Source organism: Cryobacterium sp. Y62, assembly GCF_002929785.1.
Taxonomy (GTDB): domain Bacteria; phylum Actinomycetota; class Actinomycetes; order Actinomycetales; family Microbacteriaceae; genus Cryobacterium.
This window is the reverse complement of record NZ_PJJK01000116.1, coordinates 34,290-52,406: the sequence shown is the minus strand read 5'-3', so window position 1 is coordinate 52,406 and position 18,117 is coordinate 34,290. Positions and strand designations below refer to the sequence as shown.

General features: G+C 64.4%; 18 protein-coding genes. 14 read left to right on the top strand and 4 right to left on the bottom strand.

Annotated features, from left to right (window positions below; translation table 11 throughout):
* Window positions 1-4: 4 nt before the first annotated feature.
* The 8 genes from ilvD (at window position 5) to CXY71_RS15165 (ending at window position 8,321) form a co-directional block, all read left to right on the top strand.
* Complete coding sequence (gene ilvD, locus CXY71_RS15200) at window positions 5-1,699, top strand: dihydroxy-acid dehydratase (protein ID WP_104137122.1); 1,695 nt, start codon at window positions 5-7, stop codon at window positions 1,697-1,699.
* A gap of 67 nt (window positions 1,700-1,766) precedes the next feature.
* Window positions 1,767-3,560, top strand: coding sequence for an acetolactate synthase large subunit (locus tag CXY71_RS15195; RefSeq protein ID WP_104137119.1), 1,794 nt, complete (start codon window positions 1,767-1,769; stop codon window positions 3,558-3,560).
* A 2-nt stretch (window positions 3,561-3,562) separates the two neighbouring features.
* Window positions 3,563-4,072 carry an acetolactate synthase small subunit gene (gene ilvN / locus CXY71_RS15190; protein WP_104137116.1) on the top strand — a complete coding sequence of 170 codons (510 nt, stop codon included), beginning with the start codon at window positions 3,563-3,565 and terminating at the stop codon, window positions 4,070-4,072.
* A 31-nt stretch (window positions 4,073-4,103) separates the two neighbouring features.
* Window positions 4,104-5,132, top strand: coding sequence for a ketol-acid reductoisomerase (gene ilvC, locus CXY71_RS15185; RefSeq protein ID WP_104137113.1), 1,029 nt, complete (start codon window positions 4,104-4,106; stop codon window positions 5,130-5,132).
* An 84-nt stretch (window positions 5,133-5,216) separates the two neighbouring features.
* Window positions 5,217-5,906, top strand: a complete 690-nt coding sequence (locus CXY71_RS15180; protein ID WP_104137110.1) for a DUF998 domain-containing protein — start codon at window positions 5,217-5,219, stop codon at window positions 5,904-5,906.
* Between the two features lie 155 nt (window positions 5,907-6,061).
* On the top strand, window positions 6,062-7,357 hold the full coding sequence (locus tag CXY71_RS15175; protein WP_104137456.1) for an Nramp family divalent metal transporter: 1,296 nt from the start codon (window positions 6,062-6,064) through the stop codon (window positions 7,355-7,357).
* Window positions 7,358-7,386: 29 nt separating this feature from the next.
* Window positions 7,387-7,950, top strand: a complete 564-nt coding sequence (locus tag CXY71_RS15170; protein ID WP_104137107.1) for a DNA polymerase III subunit gamma/tau — start codon at window positions 7,387-7,389, stop codon at window positions 7,948-7,950.
* Complete coding sequence (locus CXY71_RS15165) at window positions 7,947-8,321, top strand: hypothetical protein (protein WP_104137104.1); 375 nt, start codon at window positions 7,947-7,949, stop codon at window positions 8,319-8,321. The genes CXY71_RS15170 and CXY71_RS15165 overlap by 4 nt, the downstream gene beginning before the upstream one ends.
* Here the strand turns inward: CXY71_RS15165 and CXY71_RS15160 are convergent, their stop codons facing one another.
* Window positions 8,322-8,717, bottom strand: coding sequence for a DoxX family membrane protein (locus tag CXY71_RS15160; protein WP_104137101.1), 396 nt, complete (start codon window positions 8,715-8,717; stop codon window positions 8,322-8,324).
* Window positions 8,718-8,803: 86 nt separating this feature from the next.
* Between CXY71_RS15160 and serA the strand changes: the two genes are divergently transcribed.
* Entirely contained in the window at window positions 8,804-10,396 is a 1,593-nt protein-coding gene (serA, locus tag CXY71_RS15155; RefSeq protein WP_104137098.1) for a phosphoglycerate dehydrogenase, read from the top strand.
* 175 nt (window positions 10,397-10,571) lie between these two features.
* Here serA and CXY71_RS22395 read toward each other — a convergent pair whose 3' ends face one another.
* Window positions 10,572-11,135 (bottom strand): TetR/AcrR family transcriptional regulator, encoded by a 564-nt coding sequence (locus CXY71_RS22395; RefSeq protein ID WP_146072846.1) that lies wholly within the window; start codon window positions 11,133-11,135, stop codon window positions 10,572-10,574.
* A gap of 340 nt (window positions 11,136-11,475) precedes the next feature.
* On the opposite strand from CXY71_RS22395, the gene CXY71_RS15145 reads away from it, so the two are divergent.
* The gene (locus CXY71_RS15145) at window positions 11,476-12,981 is read left to right on the top strand and encodes an MFS transporter (RefSeq protein ID WP_233198425.1); all 1,506 of its coding nucleotides are present in this window, start codon (window positions 11,476-11,478) and stop codon (window positions 12,979-12,981) included.
* A gap of 70 nt (window positions 12,982-13,051) precedes the next feature.
* Here CXY71_RS15145 and CXY71_RS15140 read toward each other — a convergent pair whose 3' ends face one another.
* Window positions 13,052-13,303: a DUF6458 family protein gene (locus CXY71_RS15140; RefSeq protein WP_104137450.1), complete on the bottom strand. Its 252-nt coding sequence runs from the start codon at window positions 13,301-13,303 to the stop codon at window positions 13,052-13,054.
* A gap of 110 nt (window positions 13,304-13,413) precedes the next feature.
* On the opposite strand from CXY71_RS15140, the gene CXY71_RS15135 reads away from it, so the two are divergent.
* From CXY71_RS15135 to CXY71_RS15125, 3 genes are read left to right on the top strand one after another with little or no spacing between them, the layout of a single operon-like run.
* Window positions 13,414-14,484 carry a 3-isopropylmalate dehydrogenase gene (locus tag CXY71_RS15135; protein WP_104137092.1) on the top strand — a complete coding sequence of 357 codons (1,071 nt, stop codon included), beginning with the start codon at window positions 13,414-13,416 and terminating at the stop codon, window positions 14,482-14,484.
* Window positions 14,481-15,584 carry a branched-chain amino acid aminotransferase gene (locus tag CXY71_RS15130; protein ID WP_104137089.1) on the top strand — a complete coding sequence of 368 codons (1,104 nt, stop codon included), beginning with the start codon at window positions 14,481-14,483 and terminating at the stop codon, window positions 15,582-15,584. Before CXY71_RS15135 ends, CXY71_RS15130 begins: the two co-directional genes overlap by 4 nt.
* Window positions 15,585-15,608: 24 nt before the next feature.
* The gene (locus CXY71_RS15125; protein ID WP_368665893.1) at window positions 15,609-16,340 is read left to right on the top strand and encodes a fumarylacetoacetate hydrolase family protein; all 732 of its coding nucleotides are present in this window, start codon (window positions 15,609-15,611) and stop codon (window positions 16,338-16,340) included.
* A 15-nt stretch (window positions 16,341-16,355) separates the two neighbouring features.
* On the opposite strand, the gene CXY71_RS15120 is transcribed toward CXY71_RS15125, so the two are convergent.
* On the bottom strand, window positions 16,356-16,961 hold the full coding sequence (locus tag CXY71_RS15120) for a TetR/AcrR family transcriptional regulator (RefSeq protein ID WP_104137083.1): 606 nt from the start codon (window positions 16,959-16,961) through the stop codon (window positions 16,356-16,358).
* A gap of 112 nt (window positions 16,962-17,073) precedes the next feature.
* Here CXY71_RS15120 and CXY71_RS15115 point away from each other — a divergent pair, with 112 nt between their 5' ends.
* Window positions 17,074-18,108 carry an NADP-dependent oxidoreductase gene (locus tag CXY71_RS15115; RefSeq protein ID WP_104137080.1) on the top strand — a complete coding sequence of 345 codons (1,035 nt, stop codon included), beginning with the start codon at window positions 17,074-17,076 and terminating at the stop codon, window positions 18,106-18,108.
* Window positions 18,109-18,117: the final 9 nt, after the last annotated feature.

The window sequence follows — 18,117 nt, the reverse complement described above, 5'->3', positions numbered from 1 at the left end:
GGGCATGTCTGAGATCGATGTAAAACCCCGTAGCCGCGACGTCACCGATGGGATCGAGGCGACCACATCACGTGGCATGCTCCGTGCTGTCGGCATGGGCGACGCCGACTGGGACAAGCCCCAGATCGGTATTGCGAGCTCGTGGAATGAGATCACACCGTGCAATCTGTCGCTGGACCGCCTCGCCCAGGCCTCCAAGGAAGGCGTGCACTCCGGCGGCGGTTACCCGCTGCAGTTCGGCACCATCTCCGTTTCCGACGGCATTTCGATGGGCCACGAGGGCATGCATTTCTCCCTCGTTTCGCGTGAGGTCATCGCCGACTCGGTCGAGGTCGTCATGCAGGCTGAACGCCTCGACGGCTCGGTGCTGCTGGCGGGCTGCGACAAGTCGCTGCCCGGCATGCTCATGGCCGCCGCCCGCCTCGATCTCGCGAGCGTCTTTCTGTACGCCGGTTCCATTGCCCCTGGCTGGGTCAAGCTCAGTGACGGAACCGAAAAAGACATCACCATCATCGACTCGTTCGAAGCCGTCGGCGCGGTCAAAGCCGGCCGCATGAGCGAAGCGGATGCCAAGCGCATCGAGTGCGCGTTCGCTCCCGGGGAGGGTGCCTGCGGTGGCATGTACACCGCGAACACCATGGCCAGCGTCGCGGAAGCCCTCGGAATGAGCCTGCCCGGCTCGGCGAGCCCGGCATCCGCTGACCGCCGTCGTGACTACTTTGCACACCGCTCAGGCGAGGCCGCGGTCAACCTGCTGCGTCTCGGTATCACCGCGCGTGACATTCTCACCCGCAAAGCATTCGAGAACGCGATCGCCGTAGCGATGGCGTTCGGCGGCTCGACCAACGTTGTGCTGCACCTGCTCGCGATCGCCCGTGAGGCAGAGGTCGAGCTGACCCTCGACGACTTCAACCGCATCGGCGACAAGGTTCCGCACATCGGCGACCTCAAACCCTTCGGCAAGTACGTCATGAACGACGTCGACCGCCAGGGCGGCGTTCCCACCGTCATGCGCGCCCTGCTCGAAGCCGGCCTGATCCACGGCGACGCCCTCACAGTGACCGGCAAGACCGTCGCTGAGAACCTCGCCGAGATCGACCCGCCCGACCTCGATGGTGAGGTGCTGCGCACCCTCGACAACCCCATTCACAAGAGCGGCGGCATCACCATCCTCAAGGGCACCTTCGCCCCAGAGGGCGCCGTGGTGAAGACTGCCGGATTCGACGCAGCCGTCTTTGAAGGCCCCGCCCGGGTATTCGAGCGGGAACGCGCGGCGATGGACGCCCTGACCGAAGGCAAGATTTACAAGGGTGACGTGGTCATCATCCGTTATGAAGGCCCGAAGGGCGGTCCTGGCATGCGCGAGATGCTCTCGATCACGGCCGCCATCAAGGGCGCAGGGCTCGGCTCCGATGTACTACTATTAACAGACGGTCGATTCTCAGGCGGCACAACCGGACTGTGTATCGGCCATATAGCACCCGAAGCGGTGGACGCAGGTCCAATCGCCTTCGTGCGCGATGGGGATCTGATACGGGTCGATATCGCAGCTCGCACGCTTGACCTACTGGTCGCACCTGCTGAGCTGGCCGCCCGCCGAGATGGCTGGGCGCCCCTTCCCCCTCGTTACACCCGGGGCGTACTCGCAAAGTACTCGAAGCTCGTGCATTCCGCCGCTGAAGGCGCTATCACGGGCTAGCCAGTGTGCTCACGTGGCACGCGAAGATGATCGAAATGACCGATTTCGAAGTAGGGATTCATTGACCATGACCACGGAATCCACTCCCGTGCCCTCGGCTCCCGCCTCTGCGGAGCCTGAGATGCTCACCGGCTCTGGGGCGATCATTCGCACCCTCGAACTGCTCGGCGTCACCGACGTCTTCGGCATCCCCGGCGGCGCCGTCATTCCGCTCTACGACGAGCTCATGACGCAAACCAAGATTCGCCACATTCTGGTGCGCCACGAACAGGGTGCCGGCCACGCAGCCGAGGGCTACGCTTCTGCGACCGGCCGCGTCGGCGTCGCGATCGCCACGAGCGGTCCGGGCGCGACCAACCTCGTCACCGCCATAGCGGATGCCTACATGGATTCGGTTCCGCTGCTCGCGATCACCGGCCAGGTGTTTTCCACCTCGATGGGAACGGACGCTTTTCAGGAAGCCGACATCATCGGCATCACCATGCCGATCACGAAGCACTCCTTTCTCGCCCGCACCGCGGCAGAGATTCCGGCCGCGATCGCGTCGGCTTATCACATCGCCTCGACCGGCCGCCCTGGACCGGTACTCGTGGACATCACCAAGGACGCGCAGCAGAACCTCGCACCCTTTATCTGGCCGCCCAAGCTCGACCTGCCCGGTTATCGGCCGATCGTCAAGGCCCACGGCAAGCAGGTGCAGGCTGCAGCCCAGCTGCTGTTGGCGGCGAAGAAGCCGGTGCTTTATGTCGGTGGCGGCGTCATCCGCGCCCACGCCTCACCCGAACTGCTCGAACTCGCCGAAGCGACCGGTGCACCAGTCGTCACGACGCTCATGGCTCGCGGTGCCTTCCCAGACTCGCACCCGCAGCATCTCGGCATGCCGGGTATGCACGGTACGGTTCCCGCCGTGCTCGCGTTGCAGGAGAGCGACCTCATCATCTCCCTTGGAGCGCGCTTCGACGACCGGGTGACCGGAAAGATCAGCGAATTCGCTCCCAACGCGAAGATCGTGCACGTTGACGTCGACCCGGCGGAGATCTCCAAGATCCGCCTGGCCGATGTACCGATCGTCGGTGATGCCAGGGACGTCATTGCCGACTTGATCCTTGCCTGGGCCGATGTTGCCCAGGGCGCCGCAACAGACACGGCCGAGTGGTGGACCTACCTGCACGGCCTGAAGGAGGAGTTCCCCCTCGGCTTCACCGAGCCGACCGACGGCCTGCTCGCCCCGCAATACGTGATCCAGCGCATTGGCGAACTCACCGGCCCCGAAGCGGTCTATGCGGCCGGAGTCGGACAGCACCAGATGTGGGCGGCGCAGTACATCAAGTACGAACGCCCCAACTCCTGGCTCAACTCCGGCGGCGCCGGCACCATGGGCTACTCCGTTCCGGCTGCCATGGGCGCCAAGGTGGCCGAACCCGACCGCGTCGTCTGGTCGATCGACGGTGACGGCTGCTTCCAGATGACCAACCAGGAACTCGCCACCTGCACGATCAACAATATCCCGATCAAGGTCGCGATCATCAACAACTCCTCGCTCGGCATGGTACGTCAGTGGCAGTCGTTGTTCTACGACGGACGGCACTCCTTCACCGACCTCAACACCGGTCACGGCACCGCGATGGTGCCGGACTTCGTCAAGATGGCGGATGCCTATGGGGCGCTGGGAATTCGGGTCACCAGCAAGGACCAGGTGGATGACGCCATCAAGCTTGCCCTCGCTACCAACGATCGCCCGGTCGTCATTGACTTCATCGTGAGCCCCGGCGCCATGGTCTGGCCGATGGTTCCGCAGGGAGTCAGCAATAGTTTTGTTCAGTACGCCAAGGACCACGCACCGACCTGGGGAGAAGAGTAACCGTGACGAGCCACGTTCTGAGTCTGCTCGTCGAGGATAAGCCCGGCCTGCTCACACGCGTCGCTGGCTTGTTCGCGCGTCGCGGCTTCAACATTGAAAGCCTGGCCGTCGGCCACAGCGAGATCACGGGTCTGTCCCGCATCACGATTCTGGTCGACGTCGACGATGTACCGCTCGAGCAGGTGACCAAACAGCTGAACAAGCTGATCAACGTCATCAAGATCGTCGAGCTCGACCCGGCCCAGTCGGTGCAGCGCGAACATCTGCTGATCAAGGTCAAGGTTGACAACACGACCCGGTCGCAGGTGCTCGAAGCGGTCAACTTGTTTCGCGCCCGCGTCGTCGACGTGGCCACGGACGCCGTCGTGATCGAGGTCACCGGCGACAGCGGCAAGACCCAGGCGCTGCTGCGGGTACTCGAGCCGTTCGGCATTCGGGAACTCGCCCAGTCCGGCCTGCTCGCCATCGGCCGCGGCTCCAAATCCATCACCGAACGAGTTTTCAAAAACTAATCAGCACGTCATTCATAAGGAGAGAAACACATTGTCTGAGATTTTCTACGACAAAGACGCCGACCTGTCGATCATTGCGGGCAAGAAGGTGGCCGTCATCGGCTACGGCTCGCAGGGTCACGCCCACGCGCAGAACCTGCGCGACTCCGGCGTCGAGGTGAAGATCGGTCTGCAGGACGGCTCCAAGAGCAAGGTCAAGGCCGAAGAAGCTGGCTTCACAGTGCTGTCTACAGCGGATGCCGCGGCCTGGGCCGACGTCATTGTCATCCTCGCGCCCGACCAGGTGCAGCGTCACCTGTACAAGGACGACGTGCTGCCGAACCTGGCTGCCGGTAAGGCACTGGTCTTCGGACACGGATTCAACATCCGTTTCGGGTATATCGAAGCACCCGACGGCGTTGACGTCGTCATGGTCGCCCCGAAGGGACCGGGCCACACCGTGCGCCGCGAATTCGAAGCCGGCCGCGGCGTTCCCGTGATCGTTGCCGTCGAGAAGGACGCCTCGGGTAACGCCTGGCCGCTCACCCTCAGCTACGCCAAGGCGATCGGTGGACTGCGTGCCGCCGGCATCAAGACCACCTTCACCGAAGAAACCGAAACCGACCTGTTCGGCGAGCAGGCCGTGCTCTGCGGTGGCACCTCACAGCTGATCCAATACGGCTTCGAGGTTCTCACTGAAGCCGGCTACCAGCCGCAGGTCGCCTACTTCGAGGTACTGCACGAGCTCAAGCTCATCGTTGACCTGATGTGGGAGGGTGGCATCGCCAAGCAGCGTTGGAGCGTCTCTGACACAGCCGAGTACGGCGACTACGTTTCTGGCCCGCGCGTCATCGACCCCAGCGTCAAGGAGAACATGAAGGCCGTTCTCGCCGACATCCAGAGCGGCGCGTTCGCGAAGCGTTTCATCGCCGACCAGGACAACGGCGGAGTCGAGTTCCTCGCCCTGCGCAAGAAGGGCGAAGAGCACCCGATCGAGGCCACCGGCCGCAGCCTGCGCAAGCTCTTCGCGTGGAACGCGTCGAACGACGACGACTACACCGACGGTTCGGTCTCGCGCTAAGCATCCGCCAATTTTAATGGAGGGGTTCTCGTTCGCGAGGGCCCCTTCTTCGTTCCTCGGCACGAGCGTCGAAAGGGCAGGCGAATGACAACGGATGCCACGAGTAACCGAAATAGCACCCGCTGGCGGAGCCGCACGGCAGCGGTGGCCATGGCCGGGGTGCTTCTGTACGTTCTGGTCGACGTGGTGCTGCAGCTGTTGCCGCCGCACTACAGCCCGATCAGCGAGGCCGAGAGCAATCTAGCCGTCGGCCCGTACGGCTGGGTGATGAACCTCAATTTTCTGGGCCGCGCGGTGTTCTGCGTCGCCGCGGCCATCGCGATCGCCCTGACCGCGCAGGATTTGTCTGCACGGACGCATTCGCCCCGGCGCCGAGATCGCCTGCTCGGCACGGGCCTCGGGCTCTTTCTCGTTGGCGGAGCCAGCTCGGCGACTCTCGCGTTCTTTGCGACCGATGTCGATGCCGAACACGCGAGCACCCTGCAGACCTCCAGCACGGCCGGTGTCATCCACCTTGCGGTCGCAGCGACGGGATTCGTTGCGGCGCTCGTCGCGATCATCCTGCTGACCGTCTGGCTGCGGGTTCGCCGCGTGCTACCGCGGGTGCTGCCATGGGCGGTCGTTTTCGCCGTGCTCACCCTGGCCGGGTTGCTCGTAGTCGTTGCAGCGAGTGAGTGGATGCCCGGCGTCGTCGGCCTCGCCGAACGCATGGCCCTGGTGGGAATATTGGGCTGGACCTTTTCGGTGAGCGCGGGAATCCGTCGTCTGGAGTAGACCGCGAGTCTGCCCAGACCGATAGAGTCGAGCAATGCACCGGTTTCAGCCCGGCGTATCTGGTCCTGTGCACCGACGCACAGCTTGCCGCTGGACATTCGTAGAACGGATGCCCGTGGGGCCGCCCGTTGCACTCGCGTAAGGCCGACACCACCATGACCTCAGGTAAGAACACTGACGACAACAGGCTGGTCGTGCCGGCCCCCATCGACGGGCCCCTGCCCAAGTGGAAGATCGTTGGCCCCGGCCTCGTCGTGGCGGCCACCGGGGTGGGAGCGGCCGATATGGTCGCTACCCTAGTGGCCGGATCGCGCTACGGCTACGCCCTGCTTTGGGCGGTCATTCTCGGCGTGATCCTCAAGATCGTGCTGGTCGAGGGCGCCGGCCGGTACACCCTCTCCACTGGCAAGACCATCTTCGAGGGCTGGCGGTCCCTCGGCAAGTGGACCACCTGGTACTTCGGGCCGTACATCATGCTCTGGGGTTTCGTCTACGGCGCAACAGCCATGTCATCGGCCGCCCTACCGCTGGCCGCGTTGTTTCCGGTCTTCCCGTTGCCGGTCTGGGCCGTCCTGATGGGACTCGCCGGGTTCACCATGGTCTGGTTCGGCCGATACGCCTTTTTCGAGAAGGTCACCGCCGTGCTCGTGGGCATCATGTTCATCACCGTCGTCGGTCTCGCCGTCATCGCCGTACCCGACTTTCCAGCCATGCTCGCCGGCCTCGTGCCGATCATCCCCGAGGGCGGAGTGCTCTACACGCTCGCTTTGGCCGGCGGCGTCGGCGGAACAATCACCCTCGCCGCCTACGGCTACTGGCTGCGCGAAAAGGGCTGGTCCACCCCGCAGTGGATGAAAGTCATGCGCATCGACAACCGCATGGCCTACGTCATGACCGGAATTTTCGTCGTCGCGATGCTCATCGTCGGTGCCGAGGTGGTCGCCGCTGCCGGCGTCACCCTGAGCGCGGGCGACAAGGGCCTACTCGATCTCTCGACGGTGCTCAACGAGAAGTACGGCGTCGTCGTCGGTACCGGGTTTCTGGTGGGCTTCTGGGCAGCATCCTTCTCGTCGATAATCGGCGTCTGGAACGGCGTGAGTCTCATGTTCGCCGATTTCTGGGGCAACATGCGCGGCAAGAAGTCTGGCCACCCCGACACGATGGTCGGTGGCAAGTACTTCAAGTTCTACCTGTTGTGGCTCACATTCCCGCCGATGATCCTGTTCCTGCTCGGCTCGCCGATCGGGCTGATTCTGGCCTACGGCGTGCTCGGTTCCCTGTTCATGCCGTTTCTCGCCGTCACCCTGCTTGGCTTGTTGAACGGCAAGGGCATCCCACGGGAATGGCGCAACAAATGGTTCACCAACGGAGCCCTGGGGGTCTGCGCGCTGCTCTTCATCGTTTTGGGTGTGCAACAATTGGTCACCGCCGTGAAGCCGCTGTTCGGGTAGCTTCGGTGGCAACCGGATACTCTGGAAAAATGAATGCCACACGCGACGACGATGCTCTGAATTGGGCCGGTGACGACGACCCGACGTTGGCTCCCGGGGGAACCGGTCAGGCCGCGCCCGAGGCGGCCAGTTTGCCGGAGGGGTGGACCACCCCGATAGCGGATGCTACCCCCAGCGCCAGCGCCAGCGCCAGCGACAGCGACAGCGGCACCGACAGCGACACGGATATCGACACTGCAGCGGATGCCGACGCGACGGACGCCGCCAGTACCGAACCGGCCGGCGCGGTCGCGAGCTCGGCCGCCCTGGTCGGCTTGGGCATCCTCGCCGGAATGTACCTGCTCTACTCGATCGGCTGGTTCATTGGCGTGTCCCGCCTCGCACGTTCGACGGTTCTCACTTCGAGTGATCCCGTCGCTGATTTCATGACCTCCCTCGGCGGCTGGCTGGCCGTGGCGGCACCCGTGATCTGGTTTGGGGCGACCTTCTGGCTCACCCTGAGCCGGCCGCGCGCACGCTGGGTCTGGTTGCTGATCGGCGCGGTCGTGTTGATTCCCGTGCCCTTCCTGCTCGGATCGGGGGTCCCCTCATGAGCGACATCGAATTCACCGGCACCGATGGTACGAACACCGTGCACGGTCGCCGCTCGCCGCGCTGGACTCTGCTGACCATCGCGCTGTTCATCGGGCTGTTCTACGCCTACGACGTCTGGGAAGCCATCGGCAACCTGGTCGGTCTGAACCTGCAGGCGCAGTCCCTCGACACCCAGCTGAGCGGCTTCGGCTGGGCCGTGCTGATCTTTGCGGTACTCCTGCCGGTGCTGGTTTATACCCTGGCCTATTGGCTCGGCCGAAACCGAGCCTTCGGAGCGCAGGCGCTGACCCTGCTCGTCGGGCTTTGTACGGTTGCCGCCCTGTCGCTCGATATCGCCACGATGTTCGGCCTCGGCCGGCTAATCATCTGACTAGATCACCGCGACCACGATCAGAGCCATCAGCACCAGTTGGGCGATGAGCCGGGGAACGAACGGAATCGCGATCCGCCCGAACCGGTTCTTGTGCCGCGCGGCATAGGCGTTAGCCGGAAACACCGCCGCCAGAAACAGCACGAGGGCCCCAGCGGCCAGCAGCATGGTCGGGGGATACAGCAACCCGAAGCCGCCAGCCAACTCGCACACCCCGGTAAGCAGCACGAGGTTGGTCGGGTTGGCCCAGCCCGCCGTGCGCAGTCGCGGTGGAATCATTGCCGCCATCGTGCGCTGGACCGTGGGCAGAAAATGGGTGATCCCGGCGCCGATGAAGACCACCGCGAGAATCACCCGAAGGGCCAGCTGGAGTCCGTCTATTACGTCGCTGCTCATGGCTCTATTGTGCAGCCGGTAGGGTGGAAAAAGAGTGGCGCCCCTTGTCGCGCCGCCAAGACCTGCAATCTAAGGATCCGATTTTATTGTCGAAGCCCGTCGTCCTGATCGCCGAAGAACTCTCCCCCGCCACCGTCGAGGCTCTCGGGCCCGACTTTGACATTCGCCAGGTAGACGGCACGAATCGTTCCGCGCTGTTCGCCGAGCTTGCCACAGCACATGCCGTTCTGGTACGCTCCGCCACCAAAATGGATGCCGAAGCGATTCAGGCCGCTCCGTTCCTGAAGGTCATCGCCCGTGCGGGTGTCGGTCTCGACAACGTTGACATCAAGGCCGCCACCGCCGCCGGCGTCATGGTCGTCAACGCTCCCACCTCCAATATCATCTCGGCCGCTGAGCTGACCGTCGGGCACATCCTGAGCCTCGCCCGTCACATCCCAGCAGCCTCCGGCGCTCTCGCCGATGGAGCGTGGAAGCGTTCCAAGTACACCGGCACCGAGCTGTACGAAAAGACCATCGGCATCATCGGTCTCGGCCGCATCGGCGCCCTCATCACCGCTCGCATGCAGGCCTTCGGCACCAATGTCATCGCCTACGACCCCTACGTCACCTCGGCGCGCGCCCAGCAGCTCGGCGTGACCCCGGTCACCCTCGATGAACTGCTCGCACAGTCTGATTTCGTCACAATCCACATGCCGAAGACGCCCGAGACCACCGGAATGATCGGTGCAGCCCAGCTCAAGCTGATGAAGCCGACCGCGTTCGTCGTCAATGTCGCCCGCGGCGGACTCATCGACGAAGACGCACTGCACGAAGCCCTCGTCGCCGGCACCATTGCCGGCGCCGGCCTCGATGTGTTCGTCAGCGAACCGCCGACCGGCTCGCCGCTGCTCGGCCTGGACAACATCATCACCACGCCGCACCTCGGTGCGTCGACCGACGAGGCGCAGGAAAAAGCCGGCGTCTCCGTCGCCAAGTCCGTGCGCCTCGCTCTGTCGGGCGAGCTCGTGCCCGACGCGGTCAACGTCGCCGGTGGAGTCATCGACCCCTACGTGCGCCCCGGAATTCCGCTGGTCGAAAAGCTCGGTCAGGTCTTCTCCGGCCTCGCCGCCCACAGCCCGCTCACGAACGTCGACATCGAGGTGCGCGGGGAACTGGTCGCGTACGACGTCAGCGTTCTCAAGCTCGCCGCGCTCAAGGGCATCTTCACCAACGTGGTCAGCGAAACCGTCTCCTACGTCAACGCACCGCTGCTCGCCGAGCAGCGCGGTGTCACCGTGCGCATGCTCAGCGACGCCGAGTCGCCCGAGTATCGCAACGTGATCACCCTGCGCGGCGCCCTCGCCGACGGCTCACAGGTCACAGTAGCCGGGACCCTCACGGGGACCAAGCAGATCGAGAAGATCGTGCAGATCAACGGCTACGACGTTGAGGTTCCGTTCGCCAAAAACCTCATTGTCATGCTCTACACCGACCGACCCGGAATCGTCGCCGTCTACGGCCGCGAATTCGGTGACGCCAACATCAACATCGCCGGCATGCAGATCGCCCGCCACGAGGCTGGCGGCAAGGCTCTCAGCGTTCTGACCGTCGATTCCGAGGTTCCGGCAGGGCTGCTGGCCTCGGTGCGCGCTACCATCGAAGCCGAGATCATGGTGGAGATCGTCCTCACCGACTAGGTTTCTTCAGAACGGATGCGAGTGGGTGCCTGCCAGAGCTGGCGCCTACTCGCATCCGTTCTTTAAAGACGGCGAATCCATGAGTAGTGCGCCTGAGGGGTCACAAATGGCCCGTATGAAGACGGTTTTAGTACGATTTGCGACCCCATGCGGCGTGGGCAGCCGGGTATCGGTTTCAGGTGTGCGGCAGGAGCCGGCCGATCAGAGTGATCAGCCGGCTCATCGACTCGTCGGTGTGCTCCTGCGGGGCAAGTTCGTGTTCGGCCAGAGAACTGTTGACGTAAAGTCCGTCGCTGATGAGCATGATCGCCTCGGCGGTATCCGGGTCGTGGACAGCGTCTTCGATGACCGAGAGCCAGCGACACCGAATATCGCCGAGCACCTGCATGGCCCGCGGATCGCGTCCCTGCGCGAGGCGGGAGCCGGCGATGTAGGCGCGGTCGAGCGGGCTGCCGGTGTGCACCGAGGTGCGAATGAGATAGTCGACCGGGCCAGCCGGGGCCGCGCGAATATTATCGGCATCCTCATTCGCGAGCGCATCAAGACGGGCCAGCATGCCCTCGATCAGGGCGCCTTTCGAGCTGAAGTGATAGAGCAGTCCGCCCTTGGAGACCGCAGCGGCGGCCGCGACGGCGTCCAGCGTCGCGGAGCGCTCTCCGCCCTCGACCAGCAACTCCTCGAAGGAGTCGAGCAGTCGATCCCGGGTAGAACCGGATGGCGCGGCGGGATTTCTCAGCATAGGGGCCATGGTACCCAAATGCCTGCGACCGTCGTGGACCGCGCCGCTTGGCAAGGCGATGTAGAGCGGCCGCACGGGCCAGTGCCGTCGATGCATCGTGGGTGGGCGGCCGGGTCGGGGCATCGGCCTGGCCACTGGTCAACTGTACCGTCCAGCCGGTATAGTTAATCTAGGTTTCCACCACTCTGTCAGCACAGGGCGCGTGGCCGGAAAAATTCTTGAGAAAGCGATTGAGATCGTGTCTGCCCGTTTCACTTCCCCCGCCACCGCTAGTTCCATTGGCACACTGGCCCGGCGCGCCCGCGCCGATGAGCCGCGGCCGACCCCGAAGGCGGGCGGCGTGGCATCCGCTCTGACAATCGTGCACGACCGCCGACGCTGGTGGGCGCTCGCGGTGCTGATGCTTCCGGTACTGCTGGTGTCGATCGACAACACCGTACTCAACTTTGCGCTGCCCGCCATCTCGGAGGCAACCCGGCCGACCGGTGTGCAGCTGCTCTGGATGGTCGACATCTACCCGCTCGTGCTCGCCGGCCTGCTCGTGGCCATGGGCAGCCTCGGCGACCGCATCGGGCGTCGGCGCCTGCTGCTGATCGGGTCGGCCGGCTTCGGCGCGGTCTCGGTGGTGGCGGCTTTCTCACCGACCATTGAATGGCTGATCGCGTCCCGGGCTGTGCTCGGCTTTTTCGGCGCCATGCTCATGCCCTCGACCCTGTCGCTGCTGCGTTCGACCTTCGTCGATCGTGACCAGCGGCGCCTGGCCATCGCGATCTGGGCCACCGGATTCGCGGCCGGCAGCGCGCTCGGCCCGGTCGTTGGCGGTATTCTGCTTGAGCATTTCGCCTGGGGCTCGGTGTTTCTGCTTGCCGTTCCGCTGCTGCTGCCACTACTTTTGCTGGCACCGTTGCTCGTGACCGAATCCCGCGACCCGAATCCGGGGCGGATCGACCTGCCGAGCATCGTGCTCTCGCTCGCCACCATGCTGCCGATCGTCTACGGCATCAAAACCATTGCCCAGAACGGGCCGAGCGTCGTCACCCTTGCGCCGGTCGTGCTCGGCCTCGCCCTCGGCGTGCTGTTCGTGCGGCGGCAGTTGAGGCTGCCGAACCCCATGCTCGATATGAGCCTGTTTCGGCGCGGCTCGTTCAGCGGAGCCGTCGGCGTCAACCTGCTGAGCGTCACCGCGCTCGTCGGCTGCCTGTTCTTCGTCTCGCAGCACCTGCAGCTTGTGCTCGGACTCTCGCCGCTGCTGGCCGGACTCGTGCTCGTGCCCGGCCTTGCCGCGATGATCGTGGCCGGACTGGTCATTGTACCGATTGCCCGCCGGGTTCGCCCGTCCCGCGTCGTGCCGATAGCACTGCTGTTCTCGGCGGCGGGTTTTGCGGCGATCGCCCTGCGCGGAGGCGAGATCAATGCGGCGGACATCATGGTGGCGTTCGTGTTGCTTGGAATCGGTATCGGCGCGGCCGAGACCGTGTCCAACGAGCTGATCGTGGCGACTGCGCCGGCCGATAAGGCAGGGGCGGCATCCGCTGTGTCCGAAACGGCCTACGAACTGGGAGCGGTACTGGGAACGGCGGTACTCGGCACCATTCTTACCGTCTCGTACCGCGCGGCGGTGCTACTGCCCGACGGATTGTCAGCGACCGAGCGGCTGGCTGCGGGGGAGACCCTCGGCGGCGCGGTCGCGGTAGCCGGTCAGCTGCCGGCCGACACGGCCGCACAACTGCTCGAGTCGGCCAGGCACGCCTTCGACAGCGGCGTGGGACTGAGTGCGTGGATCGGCGTCGCCCTCGTGCTGGCCTCAGCCGTTGTGGCCCTGGTCGCGCTGCGCCGAGCCCGCTAAAAACTCCGCGAGGACGGGTAAACGGTTACCTGAAGCAACCGCCTGCCCGCTCTCGCGAGCTGTTAGGCGGCTACAGGTCGTCGATCGAGTTCTCGCGGCGGGTGACCTGCTCGCCGTTCGCCGGGTCGGCGATCGTGCGGGTTGTGCTCACGCTGTTGCGACGCCGCGTCATCAGCACGATGCCGAGGATCGTCACGAGCGCTCCGGCCGCGAGCAGAATGTAGCCCACGAGCTGCAGGTCAACTCCGGTGATGGTGATGTCGAGAGCCCACACCAGAATGGCGCCGACGACCAACAGAAAAATTCCTAGTCCGATACTCATCATTTCCCGCTCTCCGTTGGTAGTGCCGTGCACCCAGCCTAGGCACTTCGGTGAGAAAGGTAAGGTTTGACTATACGCAATACAGGTGTTCGTTGACTGTTCGGAGCCGCATGTCTCGTATTATCAAACTCGCTGTCATTCCCGGAGACGGGATTGGACCGGAAGTCGTCGCTGAGGCGGTGAAGGTGCTCGGCGTCGTCACCGCCCGTGACGACGTCACGATCGAGACGAACATGTTTCAGCTCGGCGCCGCCCGATTCCTTGAAACCGGCGACGTGCTCACCGACGCCGACCTCGCATCAATTCAGCAGCACGATGCCATTTTGCTCGGTGCCGTTGGCGGCGTTCCCGGCGACCCTCGGCTGAAAGACGCCAACATTGAGCGCGGGCTGTTGCTCGGTCTGCGCTTCGCCCTCGACCACTATGTGAACCTGCGGCCCTGCACGATCTACCCCGGTGTGAAGAGCCCGCTAGCCGCCCCCGGCGTGGTCGACTTCGTCGTCGTGCGCGAAGGAACCGAGGGCCCATATGTCGGCAACGGCGGTACTATCCGTCGTGGCACCGCGCAGGAGGTCGCCAACGAGGTCTCGGTCAACACCGCCTACGGCGTGGAACGGGTCGTGCGTTACGCCTTTGAGGTGGCCCAGGGGCGTGAGCGCAAACGCCTCACCCTGGTGCACAAGACCAACGTGCTCGTCTTCGCCGGCAGTCTGTGGCAGCGCATCGTGAACGAGGTGGCCGCTGAGTACCCCCAGGTCGCGGTGGATTACCTGCACGTCGACGCGGCGACCATTTTCTTCGTCACGAATCCGAGTAGATTCGATGTACTCGTCACCGACAACCTTTTTGGCGATATTCTCACTGACCTGGCAGCGGCGATCAGCGGCGGCATCGGCCTGGCAGCCTCCGGCAATATCAACCCGACGGGCCGCTTTCCCAGCATGTTCGAGCCGGTGCACGGCTCGGCCCCCGATATCGCCGGCCAGCAACTCGCTGACCCGACCGCGGCTATCCTCTCGGTCGCACTGCTGCTTGATCATCTCGGGCTGGCGGATGCCGCAGCTCGCGTCAACGAAGCGGTCGCCGACGACCTGGCGCGTCGCACCGCAACGGTGCGACGCAGCACGGTTGAGGTGGGAGACGCCATCGTGACGCTTTTAACAGAGAAGGTACTCAAATGAGCAAGACCACAACGTTTCCCCTGAACTTCGCCGTCACCGCGTCGACCGAGGCCCGAGCCGAAGCCGAACGCTCCGAAATTCTGGCCGACCCAGGCTTCGGCAAACACTTCACCGACCACATGGTCACCATCGACTGGTCGGTCGACGCCGGCTGGCACGATGCGCGCGTCACGTCCTACGGACCGCTGTTGCTCGACCCCGCCTCATCGGTGCTGCACTACGGCCAAGAGATCTTCGAGGGCCTCAAGGCCTACCGGCACGCCGACAACTCGATCTGGACCTTCCGGCCCGAGAAGAACGCCCAGCGTCTGCAGCGCTCCGCGCACCGCCTGGCCTTGCCCGAGCTGCCGGTCGATGACTTCATCGAGTCGATCAGGCAGATGATTGCGATCGATGGTGACTGGGTACCGTCCGCTCCGGAGACCAGTCTGTACCTGCGCCCGTTCATGATCGCCAACGAGAGTTTTCTCGGGGTGCGCGCCGCCCACCAGGTGAGCTTCTACGTCATCGCCAGCCCGGCTGGCGCGTACTTCGCCGACGGTGTCGCCCCGGTGAAGATCTGGCTGTCGACCGAGTACTCCCGTGCGGGCCGCGGCGGCACCGGCGCCGCCAAGTGTGGTGGAAACTACGCCGCGTCGCTGCTGCCCCAGATGGAAGCCCACGAAAATGGCTGTGCTCAGGTACTGTTCCTCGACGGCGAGACCGGCAGCCACATCGACGAGCTCGGTGGCATGAACGTGTTCTTCGTGTACGGCACCGACACGCTCGTCACACCGCGCCTGACTGGATCCATCCTGGAGGGCGTCACCCGCGACAGCATCCTGCAGCTTGCTCGCGACCGCGGTATGACCGTGGAAGAGCGCGAGGTGACGTTGGCGGAGTGGCGTGATGGCGTCGCATCCGGTGCCATCACCGAGGTCTTCGCCTGCGGAACCGCCGCCGTGGTCACCCCGATTGGCCAGCTCAAAGCGCGCGACTTCACGATCGGCGAAGCGGATGCCCTGGCTGGCGAGGTCACCCTGTCGCTGCGCCAGGAACTGACCGACATTCAGTATGGGCGCCTGCCCGACCGTCACGGCTGGCTCACCCGGCTAAGCTGAGCCTTTTGCCCTTTGTGGGCGGGAATGAGACACGTGAAGATCGCACGCTACAGCTACCAGGGCGCTATCGCGTTCGGCATCGTTGACGACGACGAACTGGTCGTGCTCAGCAGCGACCCGATGTTCGCCGGATTCGACACGACCGGCGACCGGATCGCCCTGGCCGACGTGAAGCTGCTCGCTCCGGTGATTCCGCGCTCGAAGATCGTCGCTATGGTGTCGGACGAGGTGTTCGTGCTGCGGCCGAACACCGCCGTCGTCGGCCCTGGCGACGCCATCGTGCTGCCGACCGCGTCAAAGCGGGTCGCGGTTGACGGCCAGCTCGCCATCATCATCGGCAAAATCGCCAAGAACGTTTCCCCAGCGGATGCCGCGGGTCGCGTCTTCGGCTACACCGTCGCGACGGTCGTCACCGCGGCCGACCTCGGTTCGGCAACCCACGCCGGTGCCTTCGACACGTTCCTGCCGCTCGGCCCGATCATCGAGACCGAGTTCGACGAGGCGGCCACGCCACTGCTCGGACTCATCAACGGTGAGGAATTTCAGTCGCTCGACCTCGGCGACGACGACCGCACTACCGAAGACGACGTTGCCGCGCTCGTGGCCTTTGCCTCGAGCGTGTTCACCCTGCTGCCCGGCGACGTGATCCTGGCCGGCCTCCTGGACACGCCAGCGGCCATCGTCGACGGGGACTCGGTCACGATGTCGATCGCCGGCATCGGCACGCTTGTGAACCCGGTGGTGCGCTTGGCCTGAGTCGCGGGCTCCGGATCAGCCGCAGCGGTCGGGCAACCAGACTCTGATCAGGTTCGACGCCGCATTGAGCAGCGCGATGGCCTCGATTCGATTGACCCGTGCTACGAGCATCGCGCTCATCGACAGGGACGCCAGCGTGCGCACGCGGTCATCAAATTGATTGGGGTCGGTGCCTGCGCCCGACGACGCGTGGACGAGGGCGTCTCGTAGGGCATCGGACAGCTCGGCACGGTAGCCGTCCACGACAGCACGAGCGGCGTCATCATGCGCGGCAAGGCCGGCCGCGCAATTGACCAGCAGGCAGCCGGTGCGGGGCGACCCGTTCGGCAGTCCGGCCGTCGCTACGGTGAGGCCGTCATAGTAGGCGAGTAGGGCCGAAGCATCCGTTGCTCCAACGCGCAACCCGGCCAATCGGGGCCGGATGACCGTCTGCATATAATCGGAGACCGCGGCGTCGAAGAGCCCGCGTTTGCTCCCAAAGGCGTGGTACAGGCTGGATCGGCCCAGACCGGTCGCCGTCTCGAGGTCGGCCAGGGAGGCGCCCTCGTAACCCTTGGCCCAGAATAAGTCGCGTGCAGACTGCACGACGACACTCTCGTCGAAGGTCTGCAGGCGCCCCATGTCCGCTCCTTGATGCTCTGTCGGCCGTGCTGTGATGGTCTGTCAATTTTGTGGACCGATCTGTCCATTATATAGTGAAACAATCGTTCTAAAACTTACAGAGGGGTCCGTTATGGCCGCGTCCACCGTCAGTACCCAGATTCAGTTGGTGAGCCATCCCGTCGGGTGGCCCACAGCGGCGGACTTTCGCATCGTGACCGTCGACCTGCCCGATGTCGCGCCCGGGCAGGTGCGCGTCGCCAATGAATTCATCTCCGTTGACCCGTACATGCGTGGCCGGATGAACGACGTGAAAAGCTACATACCGCCGTTCGTGCTCGGCGAGACCATGACGGGTGGGGCTGTGGGAAGGGTCGTCGCGTCCGCCAGCGACGCATTCGCCGTCGGTGATATGGTGACCCATCAGTACGGCTGGCGCGACCTGGTACAGGAGGATGCTAGCGGGTTTCGTGTTGTCGCCGCTCTTTCGGATGTTCCATTCTCGGCTTACCTCGGCGTTCTCGGCATGACCGCCTTCACGGCGTACGTCGGCCTGCTCGAAGTCGCCAAGCTCAAAGAGGGCGACACGGTATTCGTCTCCGGAGCCGCCGGCGCGGTCGGCAGCATGGTTGGGCAAATCGCTCGGCTCAAGGGGGCCACGCGCGTCATCGGCTCGGCTGGATCGGCGGAAAAGGTGGCCTTGCTCACGGGAAAATATGGCTTCGACGCCGCGTTCAATTACAAGGACGGTTCCATCACGGATCAACTCGCCGCCGCCGCCCCCGACGGCATCGACGTGTATTTCGACAACGTGGGAGGCGAGCATCTCGAGGCCGCATTGGCACGCTTCAACGACGGCGGCCGTGCGGCCATGTGCGGTGCGATCTCCCTCTACAACAGCACGGACGTCCCGACTGGCCCAAACAACCTGTCCAATATCGTCACTCGTGGCCTCACCCTCACCGGCTTCACGGTGGGCAACTTCTGGAGCAATCTGCCGGCGTTCTCCGCTGAGATGGCCGACTGGCTGGCGTCAGGGGCGATCGTTTTCGACGAGACCGTCATTGACGGCGTCGAAAACAGTGTCGACGCATTCCTTGGCCTCATGCGCGGCGAGAACACCGGCAAGATGGTTGTGCGTACGGGTGGTTTCGCCCCGACACCCTGAGCCGAACAA